General features: G+C 37.3%; 4 protein-coding genes. All 4 read right to left on the bottom strand.

Annotation, left to right across the window (positions count from 1 at the left end; genetic code table 11):
* On the bottom strand, positions 1-17,259 hold a 17,259-nt coding region (locus tag Q1K78_RS14845; RefSeq protein WP_300180501.1), incomplete at its 3' end, for an Ig-like domain-containing protein.
* 187 nt (positions 17,260-17,446) lie between these two features.
* Entirely contained in the window at positions 17,447-18,340 is an 894-nt protein-coding gene (locus tag Q1K78_RS14840; protein ID WP_300180498.1) for a hypothetical protein, read from the bottom strand.
* A gap of 6 nt (positions 18,341-18,346) precedes the next feature.
* The gene (locus Q1K78_RS14835; RefSeq protein ID WP_300180495.1) at positions 18,347-18,802 is read right to left on the bottom strand and encodes a hypothetical protein; all 456 of its coding nucleotides are present in this window, start codon (positions 18,800-18,802) and stop codon (positions 18,347-18,349) included.
* Positions 18,792-19,217 (bottom strand): hypothetical protein, encoded by a 426-nt coding sequence (locus Q1K78_RS14830; protein WP_300180492.1) that lies wholly within the window; start codon positions 19,215-19,217, stop codon positions 18,792-18,794. Before Q1K78_RS14830 ends, Q1K78_RS14835 begins: the two co-directional genes overlap by 11 nt.
* Between the last annotated feature and the right edge of the window lie 74 nt (positions 19,218-19,291).

Genomic DNA, 19,291 nt, shown 5'->3' with positions numbered 1-19,291 from the left:
ATTTCCTACCGTACCACTGTCTGTATCTAACGCAATACTTGGGGCATTTGGCGCTCGAGTATCTAATGTAAAGTTAAATCGAGTTTCTTCAGAAGCATTACCTGCTGCATCCACTTCACGAACAACGATGGCGTTAATCCCTTCCACTGCCACTGGTTGTGTTGTTACCCAATTGCTATCAACTAGGTATTCAATGCGATTACCAACTTCACTTGGGGTAACAGTAAACGCCCCATCATTGGTGATCAGATCATTTCCTACCGTACCACTGTCTGTATCTAACGCAATACTTGGGGCATTTGGCGCTAAGGTATCTAATGTAAAAGATATTTCTCTAACAAGTTCATTACCCGCTAGGTCTTGTGCTGTTATTTTCCATGTATATTGACCATCAATTAACTCTAGCGTAGGAGCGGACACACCCCAATCACCCTCAGCATTAACTGATATATTACTTGTATAAACAACTGATTTATCACTAGTTAATAACTCAACAGTCATCGATGAACCCTGTTCTACAGTGCCATTTAACGTTGGAATATCAGTAACAAACGGTTCATTGTCTGATAGAACAACAGTGAAATCACTAACCATTGAATCACGATGAATAACCAAGTTTTCACTCGTTATGTTACCTGCTTTATCTTCTGTTGTAATAATAATCGCATTATTACCTTCAACCAAATTCAAAATATCAATATTCCAACGTCCAGCAGAAAGGTAATCATCTGCAAGTACTATTGATACACCATTAAGAGTTATACTGGTAATCAATGAGCCTGCATCTATTCTTCCTTGTAGTATAACAGAATCGCCTCGAATAGTTTTATCTCCATCGATAACTTGATAGCCCTCTCCTACAATACTATCTATTGTAATAATAGGATTAACAGTATCGATAATACCATTGAATGAAAGTGATTTTTCATTACCAGCTATATCTGTAAAATTAATAACTACCTTATTAGAACCTTCAGATAACACTAATTCATGTACCCACTCTCCTCTTTCATTCACGGTTCCTTCATGAACTTTACGTCCATCAACAAGGATAACAAAAGAAGAACCAAGATCTGTATTACCACTTAAAGTTATTGTGCTAGCATCCGAATTACTATAAATATCTGAAATATTATTTAAGTTATCCTGATGAGTCCCATCTATTGATAATTCCAATACATCAAATTCAGTTTTAACAACTACCTTTTGATTAATAGTCGTAGAATTGCCAGCACGGTCCCAAGCCGTAATTGTAATATTATTAATTCCATCACTTAATGGCATACCAAATACAACATAACCAGAGCCAGTCCATACAGCATTAAATTCTCGTCCATTATTAACTTGAACTCTTACCTCTGTATATTCACTAGAAGTCGTAGGGTTAAAGTTTAATGAAACAAGTTCTTTATTTATAGATAACGATTCACCTGTTTTTAATGACATCCCATCAATAGAAAAATCCTCTATTATCATATTATCTATATGTGAGTCAACGGTGACGCTAAATCGACTACTTGCCGTATTACCCGCACTATCAATAAACGACCAATTAAATACATAATTACCATCTGCCACGAGCGTAACAGGTAAGCGCCAAGTTCCGGAAACATCAATATCATTAAACTCTTGAGTGAAACTAGCAGGCCCCGTAATTATTACACTTGCAGTTACATCATTATCAGTTCCTGCCGCAGACCTTTGGAATGTAAATGTTAAGTCTTTACGACTAGTTATGTTATCTCCCGTTTGTCCTTGCTGAGGTCCATGTGTATCTGAGTTAAAATCCAAATCAACAAAAAATTTAATTGTACGATCCACAATTATCGTTCCTGTTTTAGTTATTTTATTACCAGCAATATCTTCAAATAAAATCGTATAAGGATGAGCTCGTTCAACAATCGTCCCTACATCAATAGTCCAGTCTCCCCTGCTGCTTAAAACTTGAGTAAATTCCATATTATTAATATGAATAGTTAACCTACCAGCTTCAGATGCGGTTCCTCTAAATATCAAACTTTCACTAGAAGCATTCAAATATTGGTCATTTCCATTGTTCGCCACGCCGTCTATAGCATAAGTAAACTCTGGAGCAGTACTATCAATATCAAACTCAACCGTTACATTTGGACTTTTATTACCAGCCCGGTCAATAGAATACATAAGAACAGAATGAGGGCCATCCGATAGATCTACTGGTAACTGGAATTGCCAAGTTCCAGATGAACTGACTTGTGTATTATAACTAATCCCTGCGATGACAATCGTAACTTCAGATCCAATCTCACCTACACCTTTAAACGTAGGTCTTGATGTTGAAACAATATTATCATCGGTCAATCCATTGTCATCCACGAGTAATCCTGAAAAGGACTGGTTTTGGTTATCAACAACAATACTGTTCAATTCACGATTTAATGTATTACCAGCATCATCACTAACAACTGCTGAAACCGTATAACTGCCATCGCTCAAGTCAGTAAATTCATGCTGCCAAATACCAGATGATGGCACAGTTAACGTGATATTTGTTTCTACACCTTGAGAATTAGTCAAAGTAAGTCGAACATTATCTCCAGCACCACCATTCCCCCCTAGAACAATCTTAGAACCACTTAATATTTTATCTGTATCAAATTGACCATTATCATTTTCTACTTCCATAGTAAAACGAATCTCAGTCTTAATATTAATGATACCTTGCTTGATCGCAGAGTTACCGGCAACATCTTCTGCTGTAATCGTGAAATTATTTAACCCTTCGTTTAATGTTAATTCTAATGACCAAGATCCATCATCATTAATAGTCACATCATGATTACTGCCATTAATTGCTAATATTAACGATATCGTACCTTCATTCACTGTACCACTAAATGTTTGATTTTTACTTTTTGAAACAATAGATCCAATATCCGTATCATCTCCTACCATGGCAGTTAATACTGGTGGCGTTCTATCAATAGTAATAGTAACTTCTTGAGAGCTTTCATTCCCTGCTTTATCTCGCAGTTCCACAACAAAAACATGAATCCCTTCAGCTAAACCAGAAAATGCATACCTCCAAGAGGATGATGTTGTGACGAAGTCCGCAACTATGTTATTTGTCAATTTATCCTTAATGACAACTGTTACCCCTATTTCAGTTGAACCTGTTAAATTAATATTTTGGGCATTGGTAATAAAATCACCTTTTTGACCAGAATCAGAATCAGAATCTAACTCAAATGTTGTATCAACATTTGTATCAACGGTAAAAACATAAGGATTTTGAGCTATTTCATTACCCGCATTATCAACTAATACAAATCCAATACTATGACTACCATCCAATAAAATCACTGGGATCTGGAATGACCAAACACCCGCTTCATTAACTAAAGCAGTATATGTGACATCCCCCAACGTTGCTTTAACCGTATATCCTGGCGTACCGCTACCCGTAATTGTAGGTGTCGTAATGTTCGTTACATTATCTCCTTTTTCTCCGCTATCACTATTAGCCTCTAATCCAGGAACAAAAGGCAAAACATCAGGGCTTACCGTTAAACGTTGTTCTTTTTCGATTGAATTACCAGCAATATCTGTTGATATAATAGTTAATGTATGAACACCATACTCTAATATTGGAAGTGCTACCGTAAATTGACCAGATGCACCTACACCTGCATTAATAGGTGTTTCTATACCAGCAATGAAAACCTTAACTGTTGATCCAATAGATGTTTGGCCAGTAATTGATACTTTTTGAGTTTCCGTAATCCAATCACCAATAACACCGGTATCATCATCAGAGTTCAACGTAATCCCCAACAATATTGGAGGAGTCCTGTCTATAGTAATATTATAGTCTGTACTAATATTTTTATTACCTGCAATATCTGTTGCAGTCACTACTATAATATATTGTCCTTCAGCTAAAATATCAGGTTGTTCAAAACTCCATTGACCAGTATCTGCATTTACTGTCGGAACATAATTATATAAAGTAGTGCCATCAAGGCTCTTCACTGTAAAATTAAGAGTCGCATCACGGTCTGTTAGCCCCGTAAATACTAAATTTTCTACATTAGTTACTTGATCATTATCTAGCGATCCAGAATCAGATTCTAACCTAAATTCATTGATAACTGTCGTATCAATAATTAGTACTTTATTTGCTGAGAAACTATTACCTGCAATATCCGTCGATTCAATTTTTACAGTATAACGACCATCATCCAAAACCGTGGCAAAAGAGTAATCCCATGCACCAGCAATAGGCGTAATATTTTGCTCATTTAAAATAGTTGAACCCGAAATTAAAATCACTTTTATTTGAGCAGCATCATTTGTTGAACCAGATATTGATAATTGATTATTTTTAGTTATCCAATCATCGCTAGCATTACCCGAATCATTATCCAAAACAAATGAAACATCTGGAGCGGTGGTATCTAATGTATAAGAACCGCTCTTAGATTTAGTGTTACCAGCTAAATCTTCTGCCTGTAACGTCCACAAATAAGTGCCATCAACAGTCAATGCACTCCCACTTGGGATCGTAATGAAAAAATCACCATTATCATTCGCATGTACTTCAACTAAAGCAATAACATCACCAACTAAAGTTACCGTTAATGATACTTTAGCATTAGGTTCAGTTTTACCCACAAAACTTGGCGTTGTATCAGAAGAAATACCATCAATATCTGATTCACCAACATCTGAAGATGAATCTAAACCAGTATTAGCAGAAAAGTCTTGTAACTGTGTATCAACAATAACAGTTCCCAATCTTTCAATTTCATTTCCCGCAACATCTACCGCAATGACTTTCCAAGTATAAGTGCCATCTATAGATGCATTGACCGTAAAATCATAATTATTACCACTGGTAACGGTTTGTTCTGAACGAGCTTGAATCTCACCTCTCAAACCAAATTCAAGTCGTACCGTAATTAAAGAGGATCCTTCGCCTCCAACAGAACCCTTAAAGTTTAAAGTCTGTTCTTTCGTTATCCCATCAGATGAAGATTCACCAGAATCAGTCGCAGAATCAAGACTGGCCGTTAATGTTGGAGGCATGGTATCAATTATTATGTCCTTTGTAATAATCGATATATTACCGGCAACATCTGTCGCTTCAACCTTCCAAGTATATGTCCCATCATCAAGATTATCCGTTACATCAATAGACCAATGATCTGAAGTAGTAATTGGTCCATAAGATGCAACTAAACGGTCTCCTTGATAGAGTTTTAACTCTATACTAGATGCTTCGTTAACATTACCAGAAAAAGTGGGTCTAACATTATTAGTAATCCCATCGCTAGAATCCCCAGAATCTGATGCGTCATCTAAAACAGCAGACAAAATAGGTTGAGATGTATCAAGTGTGATTGACCCATTAAGCGTTCTTTTGTTACCCGCAATGTCTTCAATTTCGACAACGTAATTATAAATACCATCCCCATTAACTAGACGAGGAAGTGATATTTCCCATAAACCATTTATTACTGTAGCTACAGTAGCAGCTGTTATATCAATCATTTCACTGTTAAACGTTAATGATTTCAACGTAATTTTAGAATTGGCTTCTGCGCTACCTGATAATGAAACATCTGATTTATTAGTAATTGCATCATCATTTACACTACCAGTATCATCTTCAGATGCTAAAGATACTGTAAATATATCTATAGAAGTATCTATAGTAATGCTACCTGTTATTTCTTCAGATATATTACCTGCGATATCAGTAGCAGTCGCAACCCAATTATAAGCACCATCTTCTAATTCAGTAACATTAGATATTAGCCATAAACCATTAGAATCAGTGACGACTGAGTTTAGTGTTTGAAGAACTTCATCCCCTTTTTTAAGAACAAGTGTAACAGTAGCACCAACTTCAGAGACACCTGAAAAAACCGGAGTCGTAATATTTGTAATGCCATCTGAATGGTTTAATCCTGAATCGTTACCATCAGCTAGCATTACATCACTTAGTAAAGGAGCAACAGTGTCAATAGTAATCGTTATATTTGCACTTTCCGTCTGGTTACCAGCAGCATCAGTAACAATCGATTTAATCGTATATTGACCATCAACTAATATATTTGTTAATTGATAACTCCAATTACCATCGCCACCGACTTCAATAAATGACGGCATAATAGATTGACTGACACCAGATGTATTTTTTATATCCAGAGATATACGACTTCCTGATTCTGCAATACCTGTAAATAATGGAGTATTATCTTTAGTAATGTTATCGGTTATATCTACGCCTGTATCTGATGCTAACTTAAATGAATCAAATGTTGGTGCAATTGTATCCACAATTAATAACTGTTGCTCTGAATTAGTTACGTTGCCAGCAATATCAGTTAAAATCGCAATCCAAACAAATTTACCATCATTTAATGCATCAGCGTTTGTAATAGACAATATGCCTGATTCAGGAATTGTTACTTCTGATGATGTCCAATGAGGTTCACCTGTCGCAGATATGCCACTCCATAGTTTCACAATAACTTTAGCACCAACCTCACCAACAATACTGAATGTAGGCGTTTTATCTTGAGTAATACCATCATTCGATGAAAAACCACTGTCAGAGTTCGAATCCAGAGACGCACTTGTAAGTAACGGGGCTTTTGTATCCAACGTAAATTGGCCATTGTTCTCTGGAGTCTTGTTACCAGCAGTATCTGTTGCTGTCACTGTCCAAGAGTATGTGCCATCTAAAGGTAACACAGGATTAATGGTCAAACCCCATTGACCATTAGCACCAACGATTGCTTCAAATTCTCTTGAGTAATTTCCAGGGCCAGTTAGAACTAATTGAACCTTATCACCATTAGTGCCCGTACCGTTAAAGGATGGTGCATTGTTATTTGAATAAACCACATCATCAGAACTTCCTGTTTGAGATCCAAAATCAGCCGTTACAGAGATCGTATTATCAAAAACAAATGTGCCTTTTTGAGTCGCTGTATTCCCCGCAATATCAACAATATTAACGGTCCATTCATACGTCCCATCTACCGACAACGCCGGGGCACTCAACGACCAACTCCCTTCTGCATTCACAGTTACTGACGTCACTGGCACAGTGATCGAAGCACCATTTGCAGTGTTCACTAACGAAGCCAACGTCACCGTTGCCCCCACTTCACCCGTACCACTTAACTTAACTTGCGTCACGTTCGTTATGTCATCACTATTTGATGAACCACTGTCCGTACTTGCATCCATTCCCGCATTAAAGTCAGTTATGGACGTATCAATCACGACAGCCTTTGTACTTGCTTGCTCACTAGTATTGCCTGCCGCATCTGTCGCAACCACAACCCAACGATAGCTACCTTGTGCTAATTCAGTCGTATCAATACTCCATTGACCACCAGCATTAGCAACCGTCATTGTAAATGTATACGCAGCGGTGTTTGGCGTTGCAATATTAAATAGCGTTAATTCAATTTTATTGCCTTGCTCAGCCGTACCGCTGAACGTTGGTGTAGTGTCTTTTGTGATGCTGTCATCATTCAAGTCACCTGTATCACTGCTTGCATCAAGACGAACACCCGACAGCTCGGGAGCCACCGTATCAATATTCAATACTATCGCAGCGCTGTTTGATGTGTTACCTGCCGCATCCATCACCTGAGCAATCCACGAGTATGAACCATCAAGAATAACCGTCGTTGGGGTGTATGACCATGATCCATCAGGTTGAACAACCACAAAATCAGGTTGTAATGCCACGCGTTCCCCGCTGCCATTGGTTAATTGGATGGACACACGAGCGCCTGCTTCTGATGTTCCCACAAATGTAGGAGTTTCATCATTAGAGTGATTGCTACCAGCCACTAAACTTGTGTCACTGTCATCTGATAAAGCGACATTACTCAACGTCGGTGCTGTTTTATCGATGACTACATTCGCCACAGATGACTCTGCAGAGTTACCAGCAATATCTGTCACAGTCACTTTATATTGGTAGTTACCTTCAGCAAGATCGCTAGTTGTAAATTCATGTGATACCGCACCATTAAGGTTAACGGTCTCATTAATAATTAACGTACCAGGTGCTCCATTTCGCCACACAGTTAACGTTATTTCTGATGCATTACCTTGTGTACTCGCAAGAATGCTCAACACACCATCATTAGTCAAGTTATCATCCGACTCAAAACCGGTGTCATTTTGAAGATCCGTAGTTGCTGTTGGAGCCGTCGTATCAAGCGTAAAACTCTTTGTTATCTTGCTGTCATTACCCGCCACATCTGTCGCTGTAACTGTCCAAGAGTAAATACCATCTTGAACAATTTCAGCTGCGGTGACTGACCACGAGCCATTTTCAGCAACAACCGTATTCAATGTTTGTGAGCCCGCAGGGCCACTAATCACCACTTTGATCTTATCGCCACGATCCCCCGTACCCGAGATCACTGGTTCTTTCGTATTGGTAAACACGATCCCATCGCCAGATATACCCGTTTGAGAATCAAATTGAGCCGTCAGATCAATCTCATTATCAAAGGTAAAATTACCCGTTACATTTTTAATGTTACCAGCAATATCTTCATAACGAAGGGCATAACTATACTCACCATTTTCATTCCCAAATGCAGGGACATCTAACGTCCATGATCCATCTTGGCCTGCGGTTACGGATACATTATTTGGAATAACAACCGCAACACTATTCGGATTATCTAAAGAAACAAGCGTCACTTTAGTACCAGCTTCTACATTACCGGACAATTTAACCGAAGTTGAATTAGTGATGTCATCAGAATTTATTGCCCCACTGTCAGTATCTGTACTCAGACCATAATCATCTCCACCAGTAACAGTACGATCTATTACTAATGTTTTATCACTGACTACGGACGCACTGATATTGCCTGCTTTATCAGTAGCAATCACCGTTACCGTATAAGACCCTTCTGGAATATCTCGAGAAGCGGCCAGTGTCCAATTCCCATCACTGTAAGTAGTTGTTTCAAATTCTATTTTTGTAGCGCCGGTTTGCAAAATTACTTTTATTTTCGACGATTCTGTTACACTACCGCTGAAGACTGGGCGTAACGAATTCGTTAGCATATCAGTATGATTTTCTCCAGAATCGGTTGCTTCAGTTAATCCCGTAAACTCCACGATAGGCAATTGTGTATCAATAATGACGGTATCAGACTGTGCTGGTGAATTATTACCAGCAGCATCTTGAGCAAATACAGACCATGTATAGGCACCATCCGCTAAATCAAGGCTCTCTGGTAATGAGAATGTCCACGTACCATTGTCTCTCACCGTGACAAAACCTGGTGATAAATCAGCGACAACACCCGCAGCATTTGTTACGGTTAAATAAATTCGAGATCCAATTTCAGCCCCTGTTCCTGAAAAAACAAGTTGGTTATCATTTACATAGTCATCATTCTCTATGCCTTGAAGCTGTACTGCACCAAGAATTGGCAGTTCAGTATCAATCGTCATAGCAACAACATCAGATTCCGCTTCATTACCAGCAATATCAACCACTATTACTTGGTACTCAAAGTGGCCATTCTCTAATGTCGACACTGAGAATGTATAACTGCCATCACCATTTACTGTAACAAAACCGGAATTATAAACAGCCGATGCAGACGTACTTCCTACCTCCCACACCAAAAGTTTAACTTGATGTGCAGCTCCTGCAGTAACGACTTTAATATCTGGTGTGGTAATTTGTGTTATCCCATCAGAGGCACTAGAGCCACTGTCTGTTAATAACTCAAGTGATTGTACTGACGGTGGTGTTGTATCTAAAGTGAAAGCACCACGCTGTGTACTGTCAGTATTCCCTGCCGCATCCGTTGCCACAATAGACCAATTATAAATGCCATCACTTTCTAAAGCAGCAACATCAATAGACCATGTACCATTACTGCCAACCACCGCATTAAGTACTTCACTTCCGCTAGGCCCTGATAATGTTAAAGCAATACGATCGCCCTGCGTCCCTGCCCCTTTAAATACTGGAGAATCATTTTTAGTGTATAACACACCATTACTTTCGACTTGTCCAGCCTCTAACACAGCAGAAATACTGATCAGTGTATCTAGCTCATAACTGCCATTTACTTCTTTTGTATTGCCCGCCGCATCAACATATTCAATGGTATAAGTATAAACACCTTGCTCTGCCCCAAAATCAGGCAACGAAATAACCCAGCGACCACTTTCATCAACCGTCACTGCCCCTACAGCACTCACATCAATAGATGACGCACTTGGAGTAGACAACGATTTCAACGTAACCTTACTGCCTGGCTCAACTTGTCCTTCCAGTTGAATGGATGAATTATTCGTCAGATCATCACCAACGATGCCTGAATCTGAATCCGCGTGTAAGCCAATATCATCACCACCTTCTACCGTTCTATCGATAACAAGATGAGTCTCTGACGTTACTACATTACTGCTATTACCGGCCATATCAATGGCCGTCACTACAACATTGTAGCTGCCTTCCGCAATAACACTCGTAGCAACTAAGGTCCAAGAACCGTTAACAAAAGCAGACGTTTCAAATGAATATGTGTGTCCAGCAGGTATTGAAGTTAATACCACTGTAATTTTAGCATTCTCTGTTACTGAGCCAGTAAATACTGGATTATCCGCATTCGTCAGCATATCTGACGTATTGTCACCACTGTCTGTTGCTGCTGTGATCCCCGTAAAAAGCAATTCAGGTTGCGCAGTATCTAAATTAAAAGATCCCAATGTTGGTACCGAACTATTTCCTGCAACATCTTGAGCAATAAAACTCCAATTGTAGGTTCCATCCGCAAGAGCTTCAGCTGCTACGGCAGATAAAGCGTAAGTCCAACTGCCACCTATCGCCTCTACGTACGCAGGGCTCACTTCAACAAGGTTGCCTAAACGATCCGTTAATGTGAAATAAACACGAGAGCCCGCCTCGGCCGTTCCTGTGAAGCTAACCTCTGCATCATTAACGTAGGTGCCATTCAATGTATCTTCCTGAATCACTTCTCCTAAGATAGGCGCTGATGTATCAATCGTAACGTTTGTTATCGCACTTTCAGATTCATTACCCGCGGCATCAATTACAATCACTTTGTATTGATAACGCCCTTCTTCTAACTGAGTTGATGTGAACGTATGGATCGCTGATCCCGCCAACTGATGCGTGGCATTAAACACTGCATCCGCAACTGTTTCGCCCTGCTTCCAAATGACCAAACGTACTTCGTGTGCATTCCCTGCGGTTGTCACTTTGATGGATAACTGATCATTCTTAGTAATACCATCATCAACCGCAACACCACTGTCATTCATTAACTCTGTTGATGCCGTCGGTGCCGATGTATCTAACGTAAAATCACTCTCTTTTGACGTCGTATTGCCCGCCGCGTCTATCGCTTCCACTTCCCATGTGTATTTACCATCAACAGTTAATGCATTATTTTCATCAAAAGTAACACGCCATACTCCATTGACCACCGTCGTTACCATTTCATGTCGGTAGCCACCAGGGCCCGATAACGTAATAGTGATGGTGTCTCCATCCTGTCCTGTACCCGATAACGTCGGCGTATTTTCACTGGTGATCCGATCAGAATCACTTACTCCCGAGTCAGAGCTGTCATCCAATCGTGCCGTTACAGAGATCGTATTATCAAAAACAAATGTGCCTTTTTGAGTCGCTGTATTCCCCGCAATATCAACAATATTAACGGTCCATTCATACGTCCCATCTACCGACAACGCCGGGGCACTCAACGACCAACTCCCTTCTGCATTCACAGTTACTGACGTCACTGGCACAGTGATCGAAGCACCATTTGCAGTGTTCACTAACGAAGCCAACGTCACCGTTGCCCCCACTTCACCCGTACCACTTAACTTAACTTGCGTCACGTTCGTTATGTCATCACTATTTGATGAACCACTGTCCGTACTTGCATCCATTCCCGCATTAAAGTCAGTTATGGACGTATCAATCACGACAGCCTTTGTACTTGCTTGCTCACTAGTATTGCCTGCCGCATCTGTCGCAACCACAACCCAACGATAGCTACCTTGTGCTAATTCAGTCGTATCAATACTCCATTGACCACCAGCATTAGCAACCGTCATTGTAAATGTATACGCAGCGGTGTTTGGCGTTGCAATATTAAATAGCGTTAATTCAATTTTATTGCCTTGCTCAGCCGTACCGCTGAACGTTGGTGTAGTGTCTTTTGTGATGCTGTCATCATTCAAGTCACCTGTATCACTGCTTGCATCAAGACGAACACCCGACAGCTCGGGAGCCACCGTATCAATATTCAATACTATCGCAGCGCTGTTTGATGTGTTACCTGCCGCATCCATCACCTGAGCAATCCACGAGTATGAACCATCAAGAATAACCGTCGTTGGGGTGTATGACCATGATCCATCAGGTTGAACAACCACAAAATCAGGTTGTAATGCCACGCGTTCCCCGCTGCCATTGGTTAATTGGATGGACACACGAGCGCCTGCTTCTGATGTTCCCACAAATGTAGGAGTTTCATCATTAGAGTGATTGCTACCAGCCACTAAACTTGTGTCACTGTCATCTGATAAAGCGACATTACTCAACGTCGGTGCTGTTTTATCGACAATAATGGTTTCTGATTCACTTTTCCCTTTATTACCTGCAATATCAGTAACTTCTATCACCCACCGATATTCACCTTCGTTGAGAGCATCAGATATATTAATGGTAAAATTACCTTGTGAACTAGCAGTAACAGGCTCTGAAGAATAAGTAGGAGAACCACTAACAACACCATTATTTACAGCATATAAGTAAACAACAACAGAACCATTTGCTTCTGATGTTTGTCCTTGAAACATTGGGCGGTCATTATTAGTTCTAATTGGATCACTCTCAAAACCAACATCATTATCGAGAATAATCCCCGCACTGAGTATAATTGGAGCCGATTCATCCAAAATAAATATTTTGTCTTCAGTTGATTTTTTATTTCCTGCAATATCGGTTATTTCAGCATGCCAAGTATACTCACCTTCCATTTGTAATGAAGTTGGAACAGTCACTCGCCATGTACCATCACCGCCTACGATTGTAGTTGGTATGCCTAAAATTTCTTGAGCATTTGAATTAAAGATAACAACTTTAACTGTTCCTCCGGGTTCACCATTACCAGAAAATGTAGGTGTATTATCATTAGTAATACCGTCAACATTAGATAATCCGGAATCCGATTCGAGAATCCCATCAACAGTTGTCTCAGTATCCAGTACTATAATACCAGAAACTTCAGTACGGTTACCTGCAATATCTTCAAGCTCGACAGTCCAACTATAGTTACCATCATTCAGTGTAAAAGTAGGCAATAATAATTCCCAAACACCTAAACTATTAACCGTTGTTGTTGCCACACCAGAAGTATCAATTGCCGTTCCATTTGGCCCTGTTAAAGCTTTAATATTAACGCTAGAACCAACTTCACCCTGTCCTGTTAACTTGATATTATGTTCATTTGTAATGTTATCAAGTTTATTACCTGAGTTAGAATCATTATCTAATTTACCTGTTGCTCCCTGATAAATTGTATCTATCGTTATCAACTGCTCTTGACTATCAAGACGACTTTCGTTACCCGCTAGATCCTTAGCTGACACAACCCAACGATATTGACCATCAGGTAGATTTGCTATATTTAAAGACCATGTGCCATCTTTATTCTCTATTTTAATAGTATTCGACTTTATAAACGTATTACCGCGATAAATAGAAAGAGTAATCGTTGCTCCATATTCTGCGGAACCTATAAAAGTAGGGCTATCTTCATTAGTAATAAAATCATTATCCATAATGCCTGTATCAGAGCTACTCTCAAGTAGTACATCTCCAATTTGAGGGGCAATAGTATCAATTGTTATATCTAATGATGTATTTGGCGAATAATTCCCTGCAGAATCTTCAGCTTTAAAAGTAATATTATATAAGCCATCATCAAGAGCCACTGGCAATTTGTAAACCCAGTTAGTCGACGATACATTGTAAATCGAAGGCGACAAACTAACAGCTATACCTGTAACTTTATTAATAACTGAAATGTGAATGATACTTCCTACTTCACTACCATTGCCTCTAAAACTCAATTCTGACTTATTAGTTATATTATCACCAACTTCATTAGAATCTGAGCTATCAGTTAGAGTAACAATACCTAAATTTGGAGCCAACGTATCAATAGTAACAAATGCAGAATCTGTTACTGTCTGATTTCCTGCAACATCTATTGCTAATACATTATACGCATATTCACCATCAATTAATTCACTTACATCATAAGTAAGTCGTCCATTAAGGCCTACAACCATAGGAACAGCCGTTTCATAGGCTGGTGTTGTACTTATAATACCGTTTGCCACTTTAAAAATAGAAAGTGATACTGTTGTAGTTGGTTCAGTAATAATTAAAAAGTTTAAAGTATTATCATTTGTATGCGTACTCTCAAACCCAGTATCTGAATTAAGACTAATTTGAACATCTGGAGAAATATTATCAAATATAAATGAATCACTAACTGGTGTAGCTTTATTTCCAGCAATATCTGTTGCACTAATAATCCAAGCCCATTCACCTTGTTCTGTTAACTCCAGTGCTTTAGGAATAGAAATAGACCATACCCCATTAGCTAATGCTAATGAGGTTAACTCAATTTTTCTACCTGATTCAGAATGAGTTAAATTTAAATGAATTGTGGCCCCAGCATCAGATATCCCTTTAAATTCAGGTTGGCTTACATTAGTAATATTATCTGTATTATCACCTGAATCAGAAAGTGCATCTAACTCAGCGGTTAACGTTATTTGAGTATCAATTTCTATAGGTAAGTCTATTGACGCTATATTTCCAGCAATATCTACAATGGAAAAATTAATAGTATATTTCCCATCATTCAATTCATCTGGAATTGTATAAGACCACAAGCCATTTTGATTTACTGTTACTGGACCATAGACATTACCAATAATACCATCAGAATTTTTAATATTAACCGTAATTTTTGCCCCTGGCTCACCAGTACCTGTTAACGTCGGCGTTTTAATATTGGTAAGACTATCATTATTAATGCCAGAGTCTGAATTTTCACTAACACGAGCCGAAAAATTTTCAACTGTCCTATCAATAACAACGGTACCTTGAGCTGAATTAACACTCTCATTTCCAGCAGCATCAACAGCTGTAATAGAATATGTATATGTTCCTTCATCTAAACCATCAACATTAAACTGCCAATTTCCATCATGATCTGAGTTCACGACACGCGTAATATTCAATGCTACAATAGATAAGGTAACCTTTAAGTTTGGTTCAGTATTTCCTTTAAATACAATACTTTCAGCATTAGTAATACCATCATTATTAAATTGACCGCTATCACTAATCGAGTCTAAACCACCCGTAATTTGAGGCCCAATAGTATCAATAATAATTTGTGAATTAATGATCTCTGAACGATTACCTGCAATATCTATTGCATATGCGGAAATAGAATAGGTTTCATCAAGTAATTTATTAGTTACAGATACAGACCAACGTCCATTATCTCCAACTTTAGCTGAATAAGTAACCCCATCGATTTCGACAAAAACATTTGCCCCAATCTCACCACGACCAATAAAAGTCGGTTCAGTTTCAGACGTAATATTATCAGAAGAGTCACCTGTATTTGATTCTTCTGATAACCCATTCCATGAAAAGTTTGGAGGGGTTAAATCAATCGTTAATACTTGTTTTATTTCTAATTTATTACCCGCAGCATCGATTGATATGAACGTGATATTATGAATACCCTCTGGCAAGTCATTTGGAAGTTGAAAGATAGTTGGAGATAAAGAACTAACAACAACATCATATGACACATCATTTAAAATCAACTGAATAGTAGATCCAATTTCATGTTCAAAACGAAAGATTGGTTGTTTTATATTTGTAACCCAATCGTCTTTTTCTCCAGAATCAGTAATGTCTGTAATTGAGACAGAAAAATCATTAACAGTATCAATCGTAACTTTTTGTTTTACGATGGTTTCATTCCCAGCTTCATCAATAGCAGAGATTGAAAACTCATATTCACCATCAATTAACTTCACAGGGAAAGTAAACGACCATTCTCCATTTTCTGCAGGCAAAACATAACTAATATCACCAACAGAAATAGAAACCGATTTAGGGTCACCACTAATTTTACCAGTAAATGTAGGAGCATTTATATTTGTAAGACCATCAGAATCAGATGTACCACTATCTGAATCCAAAGTAAACGATACTTCAGGTCCTATAGTATCAATAATTAATAGCTGATTAACTGAAACTTCATTACCTGCATCATCGCGGGCTTTAATTATTAAATTATATTCACCATCTTTCAATTCATCAGTTAATGTAATGATTGCGTTGCCATTAGTATCAGCAACAGACTCATAAATAACCCCATCAATAGAAATGCTAATCGTTGCCCCTGGTAATGTTTTTCCTTCAAAAATTGGCTTATTTATATTAGTAATAAAATCGTTTTTAGTCCCACTATCACTTCGACTCGATAGCTTTACATCAACAAAAAGGTCTGTTTTTTCTTCGGTTTCGCCTTCATTCGAGGGTAATGGTTGAGAGCTTCCAGAAGAAGACCCACTGCTTATAGGTGAGTCTTGTTCATTTGAGCTTTTCTTACTCGTATTATCATTCGCGTCAGTAGCTAATACTTCTCCTTCATTATTACTTAGTCCTGATAAAGCAATTACAGCCTGATTCGCTTGGTTTAAAAGATCTTCAATCAATAAAGCTTCTGCATTATTTTCATCAGAGAATTCCTCTTCTTCTTGCTTCCTTTTTTCTTCTAACTTTTCCTTTAATTCAGCTAATTCTTTCAATTGTTCTTGTATTTTTTTTAATTCGTTTTGATTTTGTTGAATACTTTCTTTCACCGCATCTTTAACTTCATTGCTTTCATCTTGCTGTGAATGAATCAATGCAGGAATTAAAACAGCTGCATTACTCTCAAGATTGACTTTATTTAATATATCACCTCTAGGTAGAATGTTTCCATCTGTTGTTGATATATTAAGTTCACCTTTTAAAAGAGATGTGACACCGTTTTTAATAGTTTTAACTTCCCCATTAGGAAGTTTAACTATAATATCAAAACCAGTAATCGAAATGTCATTAACGCTATTTATCTGAACTTTACTCATATAATACCCTAAATTTAAACAATAAAAAGCCACATCATTAATGTTAACAATGTGGCTTTTGAGTGATCTATATTAATTATTACTTTAAATTAATGTAAATATACCACTATTTAGTTAAGCAATAAAATTTAACAAGATTAAACTTTTAATTAGCCTTTAATTATTCAAAGCCAAAACAATATTAAGTCTAATAAAATAATTTTTTAATCTTATGTTGAAACTCATCAATTCCTCTTAAAGCATAACGTGTAGATTTAGATATATTCTCTAAATGAGTAATATTTAATTTCATTACACCCGATAAGTTATCGGCATATTTACTCTGATTTACTTGTTCAATTAATATATTTTCTAATGACTTATTTGCTTTTATTTGCTGGCTATTAATATCTTTAATGTAATTAACCAACTGTTCATTTTGCTTTATCATTTCATTAAATAACGCATATGGCGCACTTTCAGTTTCATTAATATCTAACTTTATATTAATTATTTTTTCTTCAATATATTCTAGACGTTCAAAAATACGATCACTGTTTTCCTTATGCAATAAATATGCATCTTTAGTTGTATTTCCAAGTGAAATACTATTTTTTTGCTTTTTCTTTTTTTCGTCAAATGCAGTAGATACGAAATTCCCAGCAACTAAAGAGTAAGCTGAAATTCCTACACCGAGAATAGACGTCATAAATGCAAATGACATTGCCCCTAATGAAGAAGCTATAGCTCCAAGTAGGCTCTCCATTCTTTTAGCAAAATCAGTCTCACCGCCAGATAATGCGGTCGCAATCCCTGAAATCATATCAACTAATCCCACAAACGTACCAACTAAACCTAGAGATACCATAACAGAACATGCCATTTTTAAGTGGCTATCAAATACAGCGGTACGGTCTTCAACTAATTGCGGAAATAAACCCAGTAAAATAGCTAATAAAATAATATAACAATAGAAGAACGTAACTAGATACGTAATCTCTGGTGCCAAATCTATTGATTGCAAGAAAAACCCTCTTGCATCATCAATATATCCAACAAATATAAATAACGAAAAGAAAAGAATATAACCAATATACTTCATTAACACTTACTCCCAAACAAACTCTGTAATATTACCGTTTCTAGACGGTAAATAAATTATATTTAAATTTTCTAGATTTTCACTTAACCCTGTAGCCCGTATAAATAGTAACGTGTTATAGGTTATAATATCACCTTCATTATTAGAATATATACTCAACTTATTTGGCTGTTTTTTTTCAAATTCTTTTTTTATTAAAGAGATCTGACTTTCTGACAACTTATATGATTTAAAAAAATAAACTCTACTCTCTTTTAATATTAACGTAGGAGGTTCTCTTTTAAAAATATCACTTATCATTTCTTCATTTTTATACAATGCACTTTTACCATACTCCTTAATTGTATCTGATACGGAAGATACTGTATTCAACATTAGAAATATAGTCACCAGTAGTATTGCTGCCATAGCTCCAGTTAAAGCATCAACCATTGGAGCCATAACATCATCATCATCTCCCATAATCGACACCATTAAAATCCACATAACAATAATTTAATTTATTTTTATCCATAGTGGGGTTTTTATTCATGGTAGCCTCCATTGGCATTTTTCCAGTATCAATTTTAATTGTATTATAAACCATTATGTTATTAGCTGAAGACTCTCCAATATCAAATCCAAAACTACAACCTACATTTATTGAATTTGTTTTGAATTTCTTATTTTCATCAATATTAATCAATATAAAATCCAGTTCTTTAAGTACATCATCTGTAACATAATAACTAGAAATTGGATATCTATACGTCGCTTCATTAACCCTAAAAACAGATGCCTCAGGTAGTAATGAATCTATATATCCAACAATTAATGTTATGAAAACAAGAATCAATATACATAAAGCTGAAGAAAGAGCACCAATAAATCCTACCATACAGAAAAGTCCAAATCTTTATTAAATACTGATAATATATATTCGAAAAATGTCATAGTATCATTAACTATATA

The sequence above is a fragment of the uncultured Aliivibrio sp. genome, from assembly GCF_946479765.1.
Classification (GTDB): domain Bacteria; phylum Pseudomonadota; class Gammaproteobacteria; order Enterobacterales; family Vibrionaceae; genus Aliivibrio.
Note: the sequence above shows the minus strand (reverse complement) of the source record. Positions and strands in the feature narration are given on the sequence as shown.

Excerpts from the sequence above, each read along its gene's own strand:
- Q1K78_RS14840 (WP_300180498.1), bottom strand. The coding sequence starts at position 18,340 with ATGAAGTATATTGGTTATATTCTTTTCTTTTCGTTATTTATATTTGTT.
- Q1K78_RS14835 (WP_300180495.1), bottom strand. The coding sequence starts at position 18,802 with ATGGGAGATGATGATGATGTTATGGCTCCAATGGTTGATGCTTTAACT.
- Q1K78_RS14830 (WP_300180492.1), bottom strand. The coding sequence starts at position 19,217 with ATGGTAGGATTTATTGGTGCTCTTTCTTCAGCTTTATGTATATTGATT.